At 65.8% G+C, this 18,646-nt stretch carries 15 protein-coding genes and 2 pseudogenes; 9 read left to right on the forward strand and 8 right to left on the reverse strand.

From position 1 onward, the window contains the following. Positions 1-96: 96 nt before the first annotated feature. Together ACQ86E_RS25760 and ACQ86E_RS25765 are read left to right on the forward strand one after the other, a co-directional pair. Complete coding sequence (locus tag ACQ86E_RS25760) at positions 97-2,466, forward strand: TonB-dependent receptor domain-containing protein (RefSeq protein WP_431202375.1); 2,370 nt, start codon at positions 97-99, stop codon at positions 2,464-2,466. Between the two features lie 12 nt (positions 2,467-2,478). After that, the gene (locus ACQ86E_RS25765) at positions 2,479-3,900 is read left to right on the forward strand and encodes a PepSY domain-containing protein (protein WP_431202376.1); all 1,422 of its coding nucleotides are present in this window, start codon (positions 2,479-2,481) and stop codon (positions 3,898-3,900) included. Here the strand turns inward: ACQ86E_RS25765 and ACQ86E_RS25770 are convergent, their stop codons facing one another. Both ACQ86E_RS25770 and ACQ86E_RS25775 read right to left on the reverse strand, forming a co-directional pair. Next, positions 3,901-5,268: an amidase gene (locus ACQ86E_RS25770; RefSeq protein WP_431202377.1), complete on the reverse strand. Its 1,368-nt coding sequence runs from the start codon at positions 5,266-5,268 to the stop codon at positions 3,901-3,903. Beyond that, positions 5,249-6,445: an MFS transporter gene (locus tag ACQ86E_RS25775; protein ID WP_431202378.1), complete on the reverse strand. Its 1,197-nt coding sequence runs from the start codon at positions 6,443-6,445 to the stop codon at positions 5,249-5,251. The genes ACQ86E_RS25770 and ACQ86E_RS25775 overlap by 20 nt, the downstream gene beginning before the upstream one ends. A 29-nt stretch (positions 6,446-6,474) precedes the next feature. Between ACQ86E_RS25775 and ACQ86E_RS25780 the strand changes: the two genes are divergently transcribed. Next, on the forward strand, positions 6,475-6,810 hold the full coding sequence (locus tag ACQ86E_RS25780; protein WP_431202379.1) for a hydroxyisourate hydrolase: 336 nt from the start codon (positions 6,475-6,477) through the stop codon (positions 6,808-6,810). On the opposite strand, the gene ACQ86E_RS25785 is transcribed toward ACQ86E_RS25780, so the two are convergent. From ACQ86E_RS25785 to ACQ86E_RS25800, 4 genes are read right to left on the reverse strand one after another with little or no spacing between them, the layout of a single operon-like run. Beyond that, positions 6,811-7,626: an ABC transporter permease gene (locus tag ACQ86E_RS25785; RefSeq protein WP_431202380.1), complete on the reverse strand. Its 816-nt coding sequence runs from the start codon at positions 7,624-7,626 to the stop codon at positions 6,811-6,813. Further along, positions 7,626-8,489 carry an ABC transporter permease gene (locus ACQ86E_RS25790; RefSeq protein WP_431202381.1) on the reverse strand — a complete coding sequence of 288 codons (864 nt, stop codon included), beginning with the start codon at positions 8,487-8,489 and terminating at the stop codon, positions 7,626-7,628. The genes ACQ86E_RS25785 and ACQ86E_RS25790 overlap by 1 nt, the downstream gene beginning before the upstream one ends. A 22-nt stretch (positions 8,490-8,511) precedes the next feature. Continuing rightward, positions 8,512-9,558 (reverse strand): ABC transporter substrate-binding protein, encoded by a 1,047-nt coding sequence (locus ACQ86E_RS25795; protein ID WP_431202382.1) that lies wholly within the window; start codon positions 9,556-9,558, stop codon positions 8,512-8,514. A 31-nt stretch (positions 9,559-9,589) separates the two neighbouring features. Then, positions 9,590-10,684 (reverse strand): ABC transporter ATP-binding protein, encoded by a 1,095-nt coding sequence (locus tag ACQ86E_RS25800; RefSeq protein ID WP_431202383.1) that lies wholly within the window; start codon positions 10,682-10,684, stop codon positions 9,590-9,592. An 88-nt stretch (positions 10,685-10,772) separates the two neighbouring features. Here ACQ86E_RS25800 and ACQ86E_RS25805 point away from each other — a divergent pair, with 88 nt between their 5' ends. Continuing rightward, entirely contained in the window at positions 10,773-12,161 is a 1,389-nt protein-coding gene (locus ACQ86E_RS25805; RefSeq protein WP_431202384.1) for an amidase, read from the forward strand. Here the strand turns inward: ACQ86E_RS25805 and ACQ86E_RS25810 are convergent, their stop codons facing one another. Then, entirely contained in the window at positions 12,162-12,911 is a 750-nt protein-coding gene (locus ACQ86E_RS25810) for an aspartate/glutamate racemase family protein (RefSeq protein WP_431202385.1), read from the reverse strand. Between the two features lie 2 nt (positions 12,912-12,913). Then, positions 12,914-13,632 (reverse strand): annotated as a pseudogene (locus tag ACQ86E_RS25815) (GntR family transcriptional regulator). A gap of 199 nt (positions 13,633-13,831) precedes the next feature. Between ACQ86E_RS25815 and ACQ86E_RS25820 the strand changes: the two are divergent. From ACQ86E_RS25820 to hydA, 5 genes and pseudogenes are all read left to right on the forward strand, one after another. Continuing rightward, positions 13,832-14,836, forward strand: a complete 1,005-nt coding sequence (locus tag ACQ86E_RS25820; protein ID WP_431202386.1) for an ABC transporter substrate-binding protein — start codon at positions 13,832-13,834, stop codon at positions 14,834-14,836. Next, a complete protein-coding gene (locus ACQ86E_RS25825; RefSeq protein ID WP_431202387.1) occupies positions 14,820-15,671 on the forward strand; it encodes an ABC transporter permease in 852 nt (283 codons plus the stop codon). Before ACQ86E_RS25820 ends, ACQ86E_RS25825 begins: the two co-directional genes overlap by 17 nt. Continuing rightward, complete coding sequence (locus tag ACQ86E_RS25830; protein ID WP_431202388.1) at positions 15,671-16,447, forward strand: ABC transporter ATP-binding protein; 777 nt, start codon at positions 15,671-15,673, stop codon at positions 16,445-16,447. Before ACQ86E_RS25825 ends, ACQ86E_RS25830 begins: the two co-directional genes overlap by 1 nt. Before the next feature lie 3 nt (positions 16,448-16,450). Continuing rightward, complete coding sequence (locus ACQ86E_RS25835) at positions 16,451-17,188, forward strand: maleate cis-trans isomerase family protein (RefSeq protein ID WP_431202389.1); 738 nt, start codon at positions 16,451-16,453, stop codon at positions 17,186-17,188. After that, positions 17,188-18,610: pseudogene (gene hydA / locus ACQ86E_RS25840) on the forward strand (dihydropyrimidinase). The gene ACQ86E_RS25835 and the pseudogene hydA overlap by 1 nt, the downstream one beginning before the upstream one ends. The last annotated feature ends 36 nt before the right edge of the window (positions 18,611-18,646 follow it).

Here is an 18,646-nt window from a genome sequence, read left to right on the forward strand (position 1 = left end):
GTACAGACATTCGGCTTCATCGGACGGCGGGAAGCCGGAAGATGGGACCTTAATTCGCTGTGACGTGCCACTGACGTCACACCGAGGTCCAAGACCGTGTTGTCCATCCGTATTGTACGACCGCGCCGCGTCCTGCTCGCGTCCGCCGCTTTCACGTCGTTTGCCGTTATCGATCTGCCCTCAGCGTCGGCGCAGCAAGTTCGCGATCCCCTGCCGCCGATCGAAGTGTCGCCCGTCCAGTCCCGCGAGCAGGCGAGGCCAGCCGGCCGGGAAGGGCAGAGCCCGCGACGCCCGACAGCGCGCCGGTCCGCGACTGCAGCGGGCGCGCCAAAGCCTGTCACGACGGTCTCCGCAGCGCAGACACAAGCGCAAACACCGCTCAACAGCAATACGGTGGCGGAAAGCGCCTCGCGGCTTGGCCTGACGGTGCGGGAGACCCCTGCAACCGTCGAGGTGATCTCGGCGCAGACGATGCGCGAGCAGGGCTATCGCACCGTGTCCGAAGTCGCGGCAGGCGCGGTCGGCGTCACCTCCGGCGACAACCCGGCCGAGCCCGCGGCCTTCTCGATGCGCGGCTTCACCAACAGCCAGATCAACACGCTCTACAACGGCATCAAGATCGGTCCGCAGAACATGACGTCGCGGATCACCGATACGGCCAATCTGGAAGCCGTGGAATTTCTGAAGGGCCCGGCCTCGCTGATCTCGGGCGAGGGCGCCGCCGGCGGCGCGATCAACTTCGTCACCAAGCAGCCGCACACCGGGCCAATCCGGAATGAGGCGGATTTCTCCTGGGATTCGCTGAACTCGTTTCGTGCGCATTACGGTTCGGGCGGCAGCACCAATGTGCAGGGGCTGGATTACCGCTTCGACGTCAGCCGTTCCTCGCTCAACGGCTTTGCCGACGACACCAATACAAAGACGCTCGATGTGTCCGGCCAGCTCAACTACCGCATCTCCGATAGTCTCAAGGTCTGGGGCGCGATCGAGTATCGCGAGGATCGATCAAAGGCGTATTGGGGCGCGCCGCTGGTGCCGGTGGCCTATAGCGGGTCGCATGCGACGAGCGGCATCGTCTCCGGCAATTACGTCTCGAACTACAACGGAACCAATCTCGGTGCTGTCACCATCGACGACCGCACCTTCAATACCAATTACAACGTCCTCGACAATCGCAACGTCGCGCAGGAGGTGTGGCTGCGTGGCGGATTCGAGCTGAAATTGGCGCCCGACCTGACCTTGAAGAGCCAGGCGTATGGCTATGGTGCGGAACGCAGCTGGTTCAACAACGAGGTCGAGGCGTTCAATTCAGGTTCGAATCTCGTCGATCGTGAGCGATTCTATGTCGCGCACAGCCAGCGGCTGGTCGGCAACATCACCGACCTGATCTGGGATGCGAACATCGCAGGTTTCGACAATCGGCTGGTCACGACACTGTCGTCGAGCTACCTCGATTTTGTCAGGCCGGGTGCGGCAAACTTCCCGGGTGATTCCGTTTCACTGGTCGATCCAAATCGCGGCTATTACGGCTTGCTCACGACGCAGCAGCAGACCGCCCGCATCGACAACGAGGCGCTGTCGTTCGAGGACCGGCTGAAGTTGACGCGCAGCTTTGCGCTGGTCGGCGGCCTGCGCGTCGAGCATATCGGGCTCGACCGCAATTCGACCGACAAGAACGGACTGGAGAAGGCCGGATTCCCGTTCACGAAGGACTGGGCGCCGGTGACGGGACGTATCGGTTACACCTGGGAAGCCATTCCCGGCCTGACCTTCTTCAGCCAGTACGCGACGGGGGCGGACATCTCGGCCAACAACATCTTCCTGCTTGGTCCGACCCAGAACCTGGATCTGACGACGGCCCGCACCTATGAGACCGGCGTCAAGCATCTGTTCTGGGGCAACAGGGCGGAATGGTCGTTCGCGGCCTACGACATCCTGCGCAAGAACGTCTATGCCGCCGCCGGCGGCCAGACGCTCAACATCGCCGGGCGGCAGGAATCGAAGGGCGTCGAGCTCGCCGCCGCGGTGCGTCCGATCGAGCCGCTGCGCCTGTGGGGCAACATCGCCTATGTCGACGCGCGCTATGCCGACTACAATTTCGCCGGCGGCTCGTTCTCGGGCAACACGCCGCCGAACGTGCCGCGCATCGTCGCCAACGCCGGCGCATCGTACCGGTTCTTTACGCCGTGGCCCGTGGAAGTCGGAATCAGCGGCCGCCATGTCGGCGATCGCTACAACACCGATGCCAACGTCGTGACGATGAAGGCCTACACCGTCGCCGACGTCTATGCCTTCGTCGATATCCCGAAGACGGTGTTCAATGCGGTCGACCAGGCCCGCCTGACCTTCCGCGTCCGCAACATCACCGACAAGCGCTACGCGATCTGGGGCGATCCGTTCTATCCCGACCAGATCCTGCTCGGCGCGCCGCGCACCTATGAACTTTCGGCCGCGTTCAAATGGTAGGACGCTGACCACATGATGAACGCGATGGTCCTGCTGCACCGCTGGCTCGGGATCGCGTTCTGCCTGCTGTTCGCGATGTGGTTCGCAACCGGAATCGTGATGCACTTCGTTCCGTTTCCGTCACTGACGGAAGCGGAGCGATTTGCCCGACTGGCACCGGTGGGGGGCAGCCTGGTGACTATGTCGGCCCATGACGCCGTGGTCGCCAGCGAGATTGCGGATGCCAGACGGGTTCGCCTGATCCGGCGAAGCGATGGACCGGTCTATATCGTCTCGGGGCCATCGCGTGTTCGCGCGTTTCGTGCCCTGGATGGAACCGACGCGTCGGTGACGTCGTCCGAAGTCGCGCTCGCCATCGCGCGGGAGCACGCCAGACGCCGCGGGCTCGATGTTGCCGGCGCCGCGATCCTCACGCGTGCGGATTACGATCAATGGAGCGTGCCGAACGGCTTTGACCGCCATCGGCCGCTGTTCCGCGTCGCCCTTGGCGATGCCGCCGGAACGGAGGTCTACGTTTCATCGCTGACCGGCGAGGTCGTCCTGGATACGACGCGAAGCGAACGTGGCTGGAATTGGGCTGGGAGTGTCCTGCACTGGATCTATCCGACAGTGCTTCGAAGCAACTGGGCGCTATGGGATGGCGCGGTCTGGACGCTGTCGCTGCTGGCCTTGATTGCGGCAGTGCTCGGCGCGGTGCTCGGGCTCGCGCGGCTCAGGCTTCGTGGTCGGCAACTGTCATCGCCTTATCGTGGCTGGCATGCCCTGCATCACGTCATCGGCCTCGTCGCGACGGCTTTCGTGCTGACCTGGATCTTCAGCGGCTGGCTCTCGATGGATCACGGCCGGCTGTTCTCGCGCGGGGAGTTGACCACGGCTGAAGCCGGCGTGATCGATGTTTCGCCGGACTGGACGACAGCCGCGTCGCTCGATCGGATGCCGATATCGTCCGCGGCCCGCGAGGTGGAATGGTTTGCCTTCGATGGAAAAATCAATCGGCGCGAGCGGCTCGGTCTCGACAAACAAGCTCTGGTCCGCCCCGCAAATGGAGAGTCGGAATTCCTGAGCGCGCTGGAGGTCGGAAACTTGATGACGCGTGTCGCAGCCGGCTGCGGCGCACCCTCCAGTCTTGCCGGTGATGACGACTATCCCGCGCACTCGATCATCGCGCGTGCACCCGTCTATCGCTCCCGCTGCGGCGACCTCTGGTTCGATATCGACGGGGCCGACGGCCGCGTGCTGCAGAGACTCGATGCGTCACGGCGGGCCTATCGCTGGGTCTACAGCGCGCTGCATACGTTCGACTTTCCGGTCCTGCTCGCGCATCCGCAGTTGCGCGATGTCCTGATCGTCGGGCTCTGCGCGCTCGGGCTGGCATTCTCCGTCACCGGCATCGTCATCGGCTGGCGCCGCTTGCGATCGACCTTTGCGGCCTGATTATGCCCTGAGCACCGACTCGATGTGTTGGGCAGCTTGCAGCAGCGTGCGGTCCTGTCCACGCCGGGCGATGATCTGCAGGCCGAAAGGAAGTCCGCGCTCATCGGTCCCGCAAGGGATCGAAATCGCCGGCAGCCGGGCATGATTGACGAACGGCGTGAATACGGCGTGCGCGCGCGGGCTTGCGGCGCGGCCGCCGATCGTCTCGGGTCCGAGCTGGCTCAACGGCCAGGCAACGCAGGGCACCGTCGGCGCCAGCAACAGGTCGGCCTCGGTGAAGAAGGCAGCGAAGGCATTGGCGATTGCCGTGCTGGCGACGAGGGCTCCAGCGACATCCGCACCCGACCAGGAGAGTCCCCGCTCAATCTGTTTTGCGATATCGGGATCGAAGACGGTTGGGTCCTCGCGGAAGGTGTCGCCGTAGAGTGCTGCGAGGCCGGCGTGCTGAAGCGGCATGATGGCCTCTTCCGTTGCGCCCGGAGGCCAGACGGGATCGCGACGTGCGATGTGTATCCCTGCGGCGGAGAGGCGTGTGACGGTCGAGGCGAGACCGTCTGCGACCACACGGTCGACTGCGACGTCGAGCCCAACACGCGGCGAGAAGGCGATGCGCAGGCCTGTGATGGCTTGAGCGTCCCGTGCAATCTCCGCGGAATCGGAATCGCGTGGATCAAGACCGGCCATGACCTCGAACGCCAGCGCGATATCTGCGACATCGGCGGCAATCGGTGCGATCACGGAGAGGCCGAAGAACGGCTCGGCGAAACCCGGTCCATACGGGATCGCGCCATAGGACGGCTTGAAGCCGGCGACACCGACATGGGCGGGCGGCCTGCGGCTGGAGCCGCCGGCATCGGTGCCGATCGCGAGCGGCACGAGGCCGGCCGCGACGGCGACGGAGGGACCGCCTGATGAGCCGCCCGGCGTCCGCGTGGGATCGAGTGGATGGCGTGTGGGTCCGAACAACTGCGAGGTTGTTACGCCCTTGCTGGCGAATTCCGACGTCGCGCCGATGCCGACAACGACGGCGCCGGCTTGGCGCAGGCGCGCGATCGCAATGGCATCCCGTGGCGCAATGAAATCGGCGAACAGGCGCGAGCCCTGCGTGATACGCCAGCCGCTAGCCCAGATATTGTCCTTGACGATGATGGGGACGCCGGCCAGCGGCATCGTCTCGCCGGAGCGCAGGCGCGCATCGACCACTGCCGCGTCGGCAAGCGTGTGGGCAGGATCGATCGTCACCACCGCGTTCAGCGCCCTGGCCGCCTCGATGCGCGCAAGCGCAGCCTCGGCGGTTTCGACCGCGCTGGTCCGTCCGGCCGAGACGTCGGCCGCAATCTCGCGCGCGCTACGTTTTCGCTGTGTCATGGCCTCCCCAGATCAGCGCCACTGTGCCGCACAGCGCAAGGCAAGCCAAGGCGAAGAACGCTGCGCCGAGACCGGCAACACCATCCAGCACCGACACCAGCGCCGGCGCGGCCAGCAGGCCGGCATAGGACGCCGTCAGCACCGCGCCCGTGGTCTCGCCGATCCTGTCCTGTGGTGCCAGGCGCGCGATCTCGGCGATGAAGACGCCGTTCCAGCCCGACGCCGTCAAGCCGAACAGGGTCGCGACGGCGAATTGCCCGGAGCGACCGAGTGATGCGCCATCGAGGCCGAGCAGCGCGGCGCAGAGGGCCATGCCGAGGCCGATGACGACGAGCACCATGCGCGAGGCATCGAGGCGCATGGCGACATAGCCCCAGCCGAGCCGGCCGACGAGGCCGCCGGCCTGCGCGCAGGCGAGCGCCATGCCGGCCTCGATGTGGCTGAGGCCGAGCTCGCGTGTGCCGAGCATGACGAAGACGGTGTTGAGCGACACCTGCATCGCGCTGAATGGCATCGAGGCCAGCGCCAGCATCGCGATGCGCCGGTCCGCGGTGACCAGTGCCAACCGCGCGCGGAGATCAAGTTGCGGAAGCGGGACGGATTTGCCGGCATAGGCCGGCCGCAGGTGCTCGAACAGCAGGATTGCGACGAGAGCGCAGGCACCGACGGCTGCGTAGCACCATGCCGGTCCCAGCCAGATCGCGATCGCGGGCAGGGCCAGCGAGCCGCAGACGGCGCCGATCTGGTTGCCGGTCTGGCGCACCGAGAACACGAAGGCGCGTCGCTCCGACGTCACCAGCCGCGACAGCAGCGCCGCGCTCGCGGGGGTCTCGGGACCGAAGGCAAGGCCGAGGCAGAGGCCGGCGGCGAGCAGGGCCGCAGTCGAGCCGAACGAGGCCAGCGCCATGCTGACGGCGATCGCGATCGCGCACAGGCTCGCGATTCGCATCGAACCCACGCGTGCGATGAAGCCGCCGCCCCAGAACGAGGCGGGGATGCCGACGGCGAACACCGCGCAGGAGAACATCGAGAGCTGCCAGACCTCGATATGGGCGCGCGGCGCGACCACGCCCGGAGCAAACAAGGCGAGCGCCACCAGCGCCTGGAGCCAGGTCATCGCGCCGAGCGCCGGCAGCAACGGTGGCGCTGGCCGAGCGGCGGTGTTTGCGTCTACCATGGCGCGGCGCTACGAGGAGGAACGGCACGATGGCAGGCGGTATTTCCATTCACGCGGTCGACGTGGCCAACGGCCGGCCGGCGCAGGGTCTGCGCGTCGAAATCTGGCGGATCGACCCGGATTCGCAGCGGGTCGCCGACGGCCGGCTCGGCGCCAACGGCGTGCTCGATCACCCCATTGCGCAGGGCGCGGGCGTGACGGCAGGCGAGTACGAGGTGCTGTTTCATCTCGGCGAGTTCTTTGCGGACAGCGACGGCTTCCTCACGGTGACGCCGTTCCGCTTCCGCATCAAGCATGTCGACGAGCATTTTCATCTGCCGCTGAAATTCACGCGCTGGGGTTACTCGCTGTTCCGCGGCGCCTGATCAGTTGGTCAGCCGCCGCGACAGGCCGGTGACACGCTCCATGACCGCGACCATCGCGACGGTCGCGATGATCAGCACACTCGACAGCGCGGCAATGGTGACATCCAGCTTGCCCTCGAGGTCCTGCCACATCCGGATCGGCAGCATGTCGGTGGCGGCGTCGCGCAGGAACAGCGAGACCGGCACATTGTCGAACGACGACATGAAGGCGATGAAGGCGCCCGCGATGATGCCCGGCCGGATCAGCGGCAGCACGACGCGGCGGAACGTATAGAGGCGGCTTGCGCCCAGCACCGCCGAACTCTCAAGCAGGGTCGGCTCGAGCTGGGCGAGGGCTGCAACCGTGTTGCGCACGACATAGGGGACGCAAACGACCGTGTGGCCGATCACCAGCGTTATTAACGACACCTGCATCCCGACCAGCGAGAACAGCATCAGCGCAGCCAAGCCGAAAGCCAGTGCCGGAAGCACCAGCGGCGACATGAACAGGGAATCGAGCAGCCGCGCCGACAGCGTCCGAGAGCGCGAGATCGCGAGGGCGGCTCCGACCCCCAGCACGACCGAGAGGCCCGTTGCCCATAGTGCCACGATGAGGCTGTTCTTCGCCGCGAAGTGCAGTTGCCAGGCATCCCACAGCTCGGCGTACCAGCGCAGCGAATAGCCCGGCGGCGGGAAGCGCAGCGAGAACCCGCTGGTAAAGGAGACGATCAGCACCACCAGCGAGGGCGCGATGATGATGATCAGTGCGATCACCGCGATCGCGGTCATCACGAATTCGAAGCTGATGGCTTCCAGGGTACGCTTGCGTCCGCTCATCACGCGCCTCCATAACCGCGTGACAACCGGCCGAGCGTGGTGAAGACCGAGACGACCGCGAGCACGGCCAGCAGAAAGATGATCGAGATCGCGGAGGCAAAGGGCCAGTTCTGCAGCGTGGAGGCCTGCTGATAGAGATACATCGGCATGAACAGCATCTGCCCGCCGCCGATCAGCGACTGGGTGATGAAGGCGGTGATCGCGGCGGCATAGGTCAGCGTGCAGCCGGCGATCACGCCCGGCAGCGACAGCGGCAGCACGACGCGGAAGAAGGTGCGCCAGCTTCCGGCACCGAGCGAGCAGGAGGCATCGTCGAGATTGGGATCGATCCGCCCGAGCGCGGTGATCAGCGGCAGCGTCATCAGCGGCATCTGCACCTGCGCCAGCGCGATCACCACGCCGAACTGGGTGTAGAGCAGCTTTATGGGTGTATCGATCATCCCAAGGGATTGCAGCGTCGCATTGATGATGCCCTGGCGGCCCAGGATGACGATCCAGGCGAAGGTGCGGACCACGACGCTGGTCAGGAGCGGCAGCAGCACGATCAGGATGATGATGGTCTGCAGCTTTGGTCCGACCCGCTGGTAGAGCCAGGCGATGGGGAAGCCGAGCACGAGACACACGGCCGTCACCTCGGCCCCCAGCAGCAACGTCGAGCCGAGCACGCTGAGGCTGAAGGGATCGGTGAGGAAGTGCAGGTACTGGCCGAGCCCCCAATGGAGCGCGGCCGTGTCGTTGTGCAGCGAAAGCCAGAGCAATTGCAGCAGCGGCGCCACGAAGAAGAAGAGAAAGAACAGCGCCAGCGGCGCCGCCAATCCCATCCCGTAGGACGTCACATCCCGTGATGCCGGTGCCGTGCCCATGACGAAATCCTTCGGCGATGCCTTAGATCTTGATTTCGCGGTTGAAGCGCTCGATCCAGGCCGAGCGCTGCTCGTTGATCTTCTTCCAGTCCTGGAACACGAACTTCTGCTTCAGCTCGGCGGTATCCTTGGCGAGCACGCGCGCGATCTCACCGCCCATCTTCACCTTGGAATTCGTCGGCACGATCAGATAGGGCGGGTTCATCAGCGTGGTCTGCACCTCCGGCGTCAGCGACGCCTCGATCAGCTTGAAGGCGAGCTCGCGGTTGGGCAAGTTCTTGACGATGTGGATCGTGGTCTTGAAGGCGATGGCGCCTTCCTTCGGCGCCACGAACTCGACCGGAACGCCGCGCGCCTTCAGGATCTGGATCGCGTTGAAATTGCCGGGCGAGATGTCGATCTGGCCCTGCTGGAACAGCGTCGCGAGCGCGCCGGGGTTGGCGGCGACCGCGGCAAGATTGGGCTTCAGTTCCTCGATCGCCTTGAAGCCGGGATCGACATTGGTCTCGGAGCCGCCGCGCATCTTGGCGATCTCGACCAGCCAGCCGGTGCCGAGCGTCGAATTGAGGTTGGTGATACCGACACGGCCCTTGAACTCCGGCTTCCACAGATCGGCCCAGGAGGTCGGCGGCGTCTTGACGGCTTCCGGATTGTAGGTGAGGCCGACGACCTGAAAGAATGGGGCAGGGCCCATCGGCTCCTGGGCCTCGGAGATCAGGTCCTTGTAATAGGCGCTCTTCTCGACCGGATAGGGCTCGACGAGATCCTGGCCGATCGCGACGAGGGCCGGGCCGGGATCGTGCAGCATGACGTCGATCGGCGGATTGGCCTTGGCAGCGTTGACCTTGGCGATCTGGTCGACCGAGAGCATGGGGTCGAGCACGATCGCGGCGTCGGCATTCGCCTTGCGGAAGGCGGGCACCAGCACCGCCTTGTGCGCCTCCTCCCAGCTTCCGGTGAAGGTCGCAAACACCAGCGGCCGGGCCTGGGCGTAGCTGAGGCCCGGAAACGCCTTCATGGCGCCGAGTGTGAGCGCGGTCGTCATCAGGCTGCGGCGGTTCATGATCATGGTCGAACTCCCTCTGGACAAAAGACTGAAGCTAAAGCGTTGCGGGAAAAGCGTTGGCGAGCGATGGGGCGAGCGGGGCAAGGCGCACGGCGGCACCGCTCTCCAGTGCGCGCGTCTCGCCGATGCGCGCCTGGGAGATTTTGACGCCGGAGCCGTCGGCGGTCGTGACTTCGTGAACGACGGTGGCTCCCAGCGGCAAGGACATGCCGACCACGCCGGCAAAGCCGGTCTCGTCACCGACGAATTGAAGGTGCTCGGGCCGGATGCACACGGTGACGCGGCCGCCTTCGGTGAGCGTGCCGCCCGCGGGGCGCGCGATGATCTCCGCGCCGGCATCGAGGCGAACCTTTGCCGCCGTGCGATCGGCCGAAACCACCACGCCGGGCATGCGGTTGCTGGAGCCGACGAAGGTGTTGACGAACAGGGTCTGCGGCCGGTCGTAGACGTCCGACGGCGATCCGAACTGTTCGAGCTTGCCGTGGCTCAGCACGGCGACGCGGTCGGCCATCGACAGCGCTTCTTCCTGGTCATGCGTCACGATGACCGTCGTGATGCCGGAGACGCGTTGCAGCCGCTTCACCTCGATCTGCATGTCGAGCCGCAAATTCTTGTCGAGTGCCGCAAACGGCTCGTCGAGCAGCAGGATCGACGGCTTGATCGCGAGCGCGCGGGCCAGCGCAACGCGCTGCTGCTGGCCGCCGGAAAGTTGTCGCGGCAGCCGTTCCGCCATGGTCGGCAACTGCACGAGATCAAGCAGGCGCTGCGCCTCGCGCTGCCGCGCCGCCTTGTCGACGCCGCGAGCCGCGAGACCGTAGGCGACGTTCTCGCTGATCGACAGATGCGGGAATAGCGCATAGTTCTGGAACACGATGCCGACGGCGCGGCGGTTCGGCGGCAGCGCATCGACGATGTCGTCGCCGATGATGATCCGTCCCTGCGTCTGCGCGATGAAGCCGGCGATGATTCGGAGCAGCGTGGTCTTGCCGCAGCCGGACGGGCCGAGCAGGGCGATGATCTCGCCGCCCTTGATGTCGAGATTGATATTCTCGACCGCCAGCGCGCCGCTCGGATAGCGATGGGTAACGGCGTCCACGACGAGCGATCGGCCGCCTTGCGCTTCAGCCATGGTGTTGCCTCCCGTTGCCCCGAAGAAGAAAGCAAATCTCGTGCCCGCCGCGCTCGCCTTTCGATGCGAGGTTTGGCATGGTGCGGCGATGACATCGGATCAATCGATTTGCGACCTCTCCGCCACCGCACTTGCGCGCGCCATCGCAAAGGGCGAACTCTGCTCGCGTGACGCGGTCGAGGCGCATCTGGCGCGGATCGCGGAGCAGGACGGGAAACTGTCGGCGTTCGTGACCGTGGATGCCGAGGGTGCCCGCCGCGCCGCTGATGTCTGCGACGCCGCGCCCGCGCTGATCGGCCCGCTGCATGGTGTGCCCGTAGGGATTAAGGATCTCACCGACACCGCCGGGCTGAGAACCACGTACGGATCTGTCCTGTTTCGCGATCACGTCCCGGCCGAGGACGATCTCGTGGTCGCGCGGCTGCGGCGCGCCGGCGCGATCATCCTGGGAAAGACCAACACGCCGGAATTCGGCTTCGGTGCGGTCTGCACCAACAAGCTTTGCGGGCCGACGCGCAATCCGTTCGATCCCGCGTTGACCTCCGGCGGATCGTCCGGTGGCTCCGCCGTCGCAGTTGCGGCCGGCATGGTGCCGCTGGCGCACGGCACCGATTTCGGCGGCTCCGTCCGCACGCCAGCAAGCTTCTGCGACGTCGCCTCGATCCGGCCGACGCCCGGCCGTATTCCGTCGCCGCGTCGCCCCCTCGGCTGGGACATGCTCGCCAGCCACGGCTTCCTCGCCTGCGAGGTCGACGATCTCGAACTGGCGCTGTCGGTCTGCGGGGGAGGCGATGCGAACGATCCGCTCTCGGTCGGCGTCGGCAGCGACGACGGGCTGCTTGCGAGACGCCCAAGAATCGCGGTGACGCCCGATTTCGGCATCGCGCCGGTCGCGCGCGATGTTCGCGCCCGTTTTGCTGCCGCCTGCGACGCGCTCGCCGGCGTCGCCGATGTCGCTCCATCCTCGCCCGATTGCGTCGGTGCGATCGAGACCTTCCGCACGCTGCGGGCCGCACACATCGCCAACAGTTACGGCGAGCTGCTGCGGACGCGCCGTGCCGAGCTCACGCCGACCGTGATCTGGAACATCGAGGCCGGCGCGAAGCTCTCGGCCGAAGATTACCTCAACGCCGAACGCCGCCGCACCGCGATCTACCGCAGCTTTCGCGAACTGTTCACCAGTACCGATTTTCTGGTTGCGCCGGCGGCGTCCGTCTTCCCCTGGCCGAACGAGGTCAGCGACGTCACCGCGATCGACGGCGCGGCGCTGGAGACGCCGATCGACTATCTCGCGGTGACCTTCATCGTCTCGCTGGTTGGGTTTCCGGTGCTCACGCTGCCCGCGCTGCGCGGGGAGAACGAGCTGCCCTTCGGCATCCAGATCATCGCGCCCCCGGGCTGCGAATCCCGCCTGTTCGCCTTCGGCCGGCCCCTCGAACACGAACTGGGCTTTTCGCATCGCCGGCCGCCTCTCTGATCAGCTGTCGCGATGTTCGAGCCGGGCAGCGAGCGCTCCGGCAAGACCGGTGGTGGGTTTGGCGGCGGGACGGCGGAACGTGCCCGCGGTTGCCTTGCGCAGCCGCAACGCGACCAGCGCCTCGGCCTGCTTCACGGCGGCGACGACCTGGTCGACGACAGGGACGGGGATGCGGTCGGCGACGCGCTCGGCGAGGCCCGAGAGCGGGGCGCCTGCGAAGATCAAAACGTCAGCGTCGTCCTCGATGATCGCGCGCTGGGCGAGTTCGACGAGCACATCCTCCTTCTCGGTGCCAACCTCCGAGATCGCCTGGAACGGCGTATCGAGCATGCGGATGCCGGCGCAGCGCTCCCGCAACCCGTGATCGCGGACGCATTCTTCGTACCAGGGTCCCAGCGCCTGCGCGAAGGTAACGATGGCGAAGCGTCGCCCGGCCATGCAGGCGGTCAGCATCGCGGCTTCAGCCATGCCGACCACGGGAATGTCGAAGGTTTCGCGCGCGGCGAACAAGCCGGGATCGCCGAAGGCGGCGATGATCGCTGCATCGACCTTACGATGCTGCTCGGCCAGCATCTCCAGCGCGATGGCGCCGCCGATCTGGGCTTCCGTACGCGTCGAGATGTAGGGCACCCCGCGCGTTGCGGTGCAGGGAACCAGCTCGGTGCCGGGTGCGGCGGCGCGCTGCCCGATATCCGTCATCAACTGGGTGACTGACGCGCTGGTGTTGGGGCTGAGCAGCAGCAGCTTCATGGTCAGGCCGCCGTCAGCTTGGGCTTGAACTCGGGCTTGGGGGCGAGAGTCTCGAGCAGTGCCGTGCCGGTCTGGCGGACATGGGCGCCGAGCAGGCGGCCGGCCGCTTCGCTGTCGCGCGCCTCCAGAGCCGCGAGAATGCCGGCATGTTCGTCGACCGAATTGCTCCAGCGGCGGTCGGCGCCAAGCGCCAACAGCGCGCGCGCTCGGCGCGGGAGATCAGCGTCTCGTGCGCCTCGCGCAGCGGCGCGTTGCGGGCCATGCGGACGATGGTGTTGTGGATCTCACCGTTGATGGCGAAGTAGTCGTCGAGCTTGCCGCTGCGGTGGTGACCCTCCATGCGGGTCTGGAGTGTGCGCAGGCGGGCGAGATCGCGCTCGGTCGCACGCTCGGCGGCAAGTTCTGCGGCAATCCGCTCGATGCCGGCCAGCGCCTCGAACAATTCCGCGATGCCCTCGACCGCGATGCCGGCAATGCGCGGGCTGCGGTTGGGGCGGAGCTCGATCAAGCCTTCCGCCGCCAGCACCTTCATCGCCTCGCGCAGCGGTGTGCGCGACACCCCGAGCTCCTTCGACAATCTGGTCTCCTGGGTCTGCGATCCCGGCGGCAACTCACCGCGAATGATCATGGTCCGCATCCGCGCAGCCGCGCGCTCATGCAGGCCCATCCTCTTGAGTTTGAGCGATTTTCGGCCCTTCGGTGTTTCCGACTTCTGCTGCACGCGCGCCTCGTTGCTTCGATTCATCCTAGCCGTTTCCGGCCCTCTGGCTTGCCCAAAATACAGACGTATGTAGCTGAAAACAATGGCAGAGAGCGCAAATTGTATGCAGCATGCAAAAACCGGATTGCGCTGCCGCGAAGGCCAGTCGATGATCGTGCGCGACGCGCGATATCTCGCGCCTTCCGAAACGGAGTGAGCGATGCGAACGAGTTTGCGACTGGGCCTCGTGGTGATGGCGGCGATGTTCGGCGGAGGCGATCTCGCCATCGCGCAAACCCCCAAGATCAAGCTCGGCTATGCCAAATGCGCGCACTGCCTGCCGATGTCGCTGATTTCAGGCATGGCGAAGGGTGTCGAGGTCGAGGCCACCGGCTTCAACTCGGGCAATGACGTGCTGACCGCGTTGATCTCGAAGAGCATCGACGTCGCTCAGGTCACCTACCTCCATTACATCACCGCGCTCGACAAGGGCTTTGACGTCGTCGCCGTGTCGGGGCAGATCAATGGCGGCTCGGAATGTTTGTCGTCAACGAAGCTCAACCTCCCACCTGACGACTGGACTGCGTTCAAGGCACTCGTCGCCAAGGGCAAAAGCGACGGGCAGATGCTGAAGGTGGCGGCCTCGCGAGGCAATGCGCAGGACATCCACATGCGCGGCGCGTTTCTCAAGCAGGGTGTCGATCCCAACAAGGATGTCCAGTTCATCAACATTCCCAATCCGTCCGACCATCTCGCGGCCCTGCAACGCGGCGAGGTCGACATGATCTGCTCGGTGGAGCCCTTTGCTTCGCAGATCCGGCTTGCCGGGGCCGGCAAGCATTTTGTGCTGCCTTACGACCAGGCCGCCGGCAATTTGACCAACCTGATCGTCACCCGATCCGACGTGATCGCCAGCCAGCGCGCCGGCGTCCAGGGCGTGGTCAGCGCCGTGGTCGAGCTCGACAACAAGCTGATCGCCGACAAGGCGCCGTGGATCGAGGTCATCAACAAGCTCACCGGGCTCGACAAGAATGTTGCGACCGAGGCGCTGAAGAATGCGTCGCCCGATCCCGCGATCCATCGGTCGCAGACGCTGGCAATCGCCGCGATGATGCGCGACCTCAAATACATCCAGAAGGACGTCTCCGCGGAGGCAGAGAAGAACATGGACTATTCGTTCCTGGAAAAGGCCACGGGAAAGGCCAAGAATGACCTCGGTTACTGACGTCTCGCCCGCCAAGCCGGCGTTCCGGCTGACGCAGGCTTTGCAGGGGCTCGAACGCGTCATCGTGCCCGCGCTGCTGATTGCGGGCTGGGAAGTCTTTGCCCGCAGCGGCGTGCTTCCGCCTGCGCTGCTGCCGGCACCGAGTGCGGTGCTGCATGCGCTCGGCGACTGGGTGTTCGGCTTCGACGAGACCACGCAGACCTATTCCGGCCACTGGCTGCGCGACGCGCTCGCCAGCGCCCTGCGCGTGTTCGGCGGCTTTGCGCTGGCGAGCCTGCTCGGCATTCTCGCCGGCGTCGCCATCGGCTGGTCGCGCCTGTTCGAGAAGACGCTGGAGCCGACGCTCCAGATGCTGCGGCCGATCCCGCCGGTGTCCTGGATTCCGCTCGCGATCATCTGGTTCGGCATCGCCGACAAACCGGCGATCTTTCTGGTGTTCCTCGGCGCGTTCTTTCCGGTGCTGATGAACACCATCCATGGCGTGAAGACCGTGGACCATAACCTCGTGCGGGCCGGTGCGATGATGGGCGCGAGCCAGCGGCAGATGCTGACCGACATTGTATTGCCGGCCGCGCTGCCCTCGATCTTTGCGGGCCTGCGCATCGCGGTCGGATCGGCCTGGATGCTGACGGTCACGGCCGAGATGGTCGCAGTCAAGAGCGGCCTTGGCTACGTGCTGTGGGATTCTTACTATTTCCTGCGCTACGACATCGTGCTCGCTGCGATGATCTCGATCGGGTTGCTCGGCTATCTCTCGGACCTCGGTCTCAAGGCGATCATGGCGCGCACGCTGCGCTGGCAACAGACAACCACGGTGCAGGGCAGGGCGAGCTGATGGCGGCAATCGAGCTTCGCAACATCGTCAAGGTGTTCTCCGACAAGCGGCGCGGCCGCGACCTGCTGACGCTTGACAACATCAATCTCGACATCGAGGCGAACGACTTCGTCTGCCTGCTTGGCCCGTCCGGCTGCGGCAAGTCGACCCTGCTCAACATCATCGCCGGCTTCGAGCAGGCCACCTCCGGGCGCACCTTGGTCGGCGGCAAGCAGGTGGAGCGGCCGGGCTCGGATCGCGGCGTGGTGTTCCAGCAGCCGACATTGATGCCCTGGTTGACGGCGATCGACAACATCGCCTTCCATCTCAAGCTCAAGGGCGTCGGCAAGGCTGAGCGGCACCATCGCGCCATGGAGTTCATCGATCTCGTCGGCCTGCGCGGCTTCGAGCACCATCACCCCTCCGAGATGTCGGGCGGCATGAACCAGCGGGTCGGCATCGCCCGGGCGCTGCTGATGAATCCCAGCGTCATTTTGATGGACGAGCCGTTCGCGGCGCTGGATGCCCAGACCAAGCTCGAAATGCAGGAAGAGCTGGTGGCGATCTGGCAGAAGCGCCGCTGCACCATCGTGTTCGTCACCCACAGCGTCGACGAGGCACTGGTGCTCGGCAACAAGATCGTGGTGATGACGAAGCGGCCCGGCCGCATCCGCGAAGCCGTCAATTTCGACCTGCCGCGCCCGCGCGACATCACCAGCCCCGAATTCAATGACGCCAAGCGCCGCATCCTGTCCCTGATCCGGGAGGAGTCGACGCGCCTTGCGCAGGCGTCGTAAGGTATGGCCATGCGCAAACGCCTCGGGATGATCACGCCGTCCTCCAACTCGGTGCTCGAGCCCGTCACCAGCGCGATGCTGCATGACGTGAGCGACGTCACCGCCCATTTCTCGCGCTTCCGCGTCACCGAGATTGCGCTGGATGCCGCTGCGCTGAACCAGTTCGATGCCTCGGTGATGTTGCCGGCGGCGGATCTGCTCGCCGATGCAAAAGTCGATGCCATCGCCTGGAACGGCACCTCCGCGAGCTGGCTCGGAATCGGCCGCGACAGGAGTCTGTGCGACGCGATCACGGCGCGCACGGGCATCCCCGCGACGACGTCGACGCTCGCCTGCATCGACGCGGCCCGCGCGCTCGGTGCCGGGCGCGTCGGCCTGGTCTCGCCCTATACCGACGATGTGCAGCGCCGGATCGGCGACGTCTGGGCCGAGGAGGGCATCGCGCCGCATGTCGAGCGGCACTTGGGCCTGCGGGACAATTTCTCCTTTGGCGAGGTCGCGCCTGCGACGATCGCGGACATGATCCGCGCCGTGGCGGCCGAGGGCGCCGACGCCGTCGTCATCCTCTGCACCAATCTCGACGGCGCGGCGCTGGCGGCCTCGCTCGAACGGGAATTGAATGTCGCGGTGCTGGATTCCGTCGCGGTCACATTGTGGCGGACGCTGGAGCTTGCCGGCGGCGACATCGCGGCCCTTGCGCAGTGGGGCCGGATCTTCCAGACATCGGCTGTCATCAAGTGATGGAGACTTCTGTGACGCAGCTCGATCTCGCCATTCGCGGCGGCACCATCGTGACGGCCAGCGACGAGTTCCGCGCCGATATCGGCATTCGCGACGGCCGGATCGTCAGCATTGCCGACCATGCTCGAGGGCGCGGCGCACGAGATCGATGCGACGGGCCTGCTGGCGCTGCCGGGCGGCATCGACAGCCACGTCCATATCTCGCAACCCTCGGGCCCCGACGTCGTGATGGCCGACGACTTTGCCTCGGCGACGCGCGCGGCGGCGGCCGGCGGCAACACCATGGTGCTGCCCTTCGCGCTTCAGGAGAAGGGAACGTCGCTCCGGACCTGCGTCGAGAACTACCGCAAGCTTGCCGAGGGCGAGTGCTACATCGACACCGCCTTCCACCTCATCATCTCCGACCCGACCGCGGTCGTGCTCGGGCAGGAACTGCCGGCGCTGGTCAAGGACGGCTACACCTCGTTCAAGGTGTTCATGACCTATGACGATCTCGTGCTCAGCGACAAGCAGCTGCTCGAGGTGTTCGACGTCGCCCGCCGCGAGGAGGCGCTGGTGATGGTCCATTGCGAGGGCTACGACGCGATTCGCTTCCTGACCAGCAAGCTGGAGCGCGAGGGTCATATCGCGCCCTATTACCACGGCACCTCGCGGCCCCAGGCCGTCGAGCGCGAGGCGACGCATCGCGCCATCAGCCATGCCGAGGTGATCGGCGTTCCCATCATGATCGTTCACGTCTCCGGGCGCGAGGCGATGGAGCAGGTGCGTTGGGCCCAGCAGCGCGGATTGCCGGTGCATGCGGAGACCTGTCCGCAATACATCACGCTGACGGCCGACGACATGAAGGGCCTCAACATGGACATCACGGGCGCGAAATATGTCTGTTCGCCGCCGCCGCGCGATGCCGAGAGCCAGCAGGCGATCTGGGAAGGCATCACGACGGGCGTGTTCCAGACCTTCTCGTCCGATCACTGCCCGTTCCGCTACGATGATCCCAAGGGCAAGCTGACGCCGAATTCGCGCACCTCGTTCCGTTGGGTGCCGAACGGCATTCCCGGCGTCGAGACCCGGCTGCCGATCCTGTTCTCGGAAGGCGTGTCGAAGGGACGCATCAGCTTGCAGAGATTCGTCGAGCTGACCGCGACCAATCATGCGCGCATCTACGGCCTCTACCCGCGCAAGGGCTCGATCGGCGTCGGCTTCGATGCCGACATCGCGTTGTGGGACCCGAAGCTGACGAAGACAATCCAGCAGGCCGATCTGCATCACGGCTCGGACTATACGCCGTGGGAGGGGTTCGACGTGACGGGTTGGCCTGTCACCACCATCGCGCGCGGCCGTGTGGTATACGAGCAGGGCAAGATCGTCGGCGACAAGGGCGCGGGTGAGGTGCTGAGCCGCGGCAAGTCGAGCCTGGTGTGAGGCGCGTCCATGTAGCCCGGATGGAGCGAAGCGCAA

Source organism: Bradyrhizobium betae (genome assembly GCF_050632175.1).
Lineage (GTDB): Bacteria > Pseudomonadota > Alphaproteobacteria > Rhizobiales > Xanthobacteraceae > Bradyrhizobium > Bradyrhizobium betae_B.

What these genes read in the sequence shown, in the direction of transcription:
- ACQ86E_RS25765 (WP_431202376.1), top strand. Translation starts at nt 2,479, where the DNA reads ATGATGAACGCGATGGTCCTGCTGCACCGCTGGCTCGGGATCGCGTTC.
- ACQ86E_RS25770 (WP_431202377.1), bottom strand. Translation starts at nt 5,268, where the DNA reads ATGACACAGCGAAAACGTAGCGCGCGCGAGATTGCGGCCGACGTCTCG.
- ACQ86E_RS25775 (WP_431202378.1), bottom strand. Translation starts at nt 6,445, where the DNA reads ATGGTAGACGCAAACACCGCCGCTCGGCCAGCGCCACCGTTGCTGCCG.
- ACQ86E_RS25780 (WP_431202379.1), top strand. Translation starts at nt 6,475, where the DNA reads ATGGCAGGCGGTATTTCCATTCACGCGGTCGACGTGGCCAACGGCCGG.
- ACQ86E_RS25785 (WP_431202380.1), bottom strand. Translation starts at nt 7,626, where the DNA reads ATGAGCGGACGCAAGCGTACCCTGGAAGCCATCAGCTTCGAATTCGTG.
- ACQ86E_RS25790 (WP_431202381.1), bottom strand. Translation starts at nt 8,489, where the DNA reads ATGGGCACGGCACCGGCATCACGGGATGTGACGTCCTACGGGATGGGA.
- ACQ86E_RS25795 (WP_431202382.1), bottom strand. Translation starts at nt 9,558, where the DNA reads ATGATCATGAACCGCCGCAGCCTGATGACGACCGCGCTCACACTCGGC.
- ACQ86E_RS25800 (WP_431202383.1), bottom strand. Translation starts at nt 10,684, where the DNA reads ATGGCTGAAGCGCAAGGCGGCCGATCGCTCGTCGTGGACGCCGTTACC.
- ACQ86E_RS25805 (WP_431202384.1), top strand. Translation starts at nt 10,773, where the DNA reads ATGACATCGGATCAATCGATTTGCGACCTCTCCGCCACCGCACTTGCG.
- ACQ86E_RS25810 (WP_431202385.1), bottom strand. Translation starts at nt 12,911, where the DNA reads ATGAAGCTGCTGCTGCTCAGCCCCAACACCAGCGCGTCAGTCACCCAG.
- ACQ86E_RS25820 (WP_431202386.1), top strand. Translation starts at nt 13,832, where the DNA reads ATGCGAACGAGTTTGCGACTGGGCCTCGTGGTGATGGCGGCGATGTTC.
- ACQ86E_RS25825 (WP_431202387.1), top strand. Translation starts at nt 14,820, where the DNA reads ATGACCTCGGTTACTGACGTCTCGCCCGCCAAGCCGGCGTTCCGGCTG.
- ACQ86E_RS25830 (WP_431202388.1), top strand. Translation starts at nt 15,671, where the DNA reads ATGGCGGCAATCGAGCTTCGCAACATCGTCAAGGTGTTCTCCGACAAG.
- ACQ86E_RS25835 (WP_431202389.1), top strand. Translation starts at nt 16,451, where the DNA reads ATGGCCATGCGCAAACGCCTCGGGATGATCACGCCGTCCTCCAACTCG.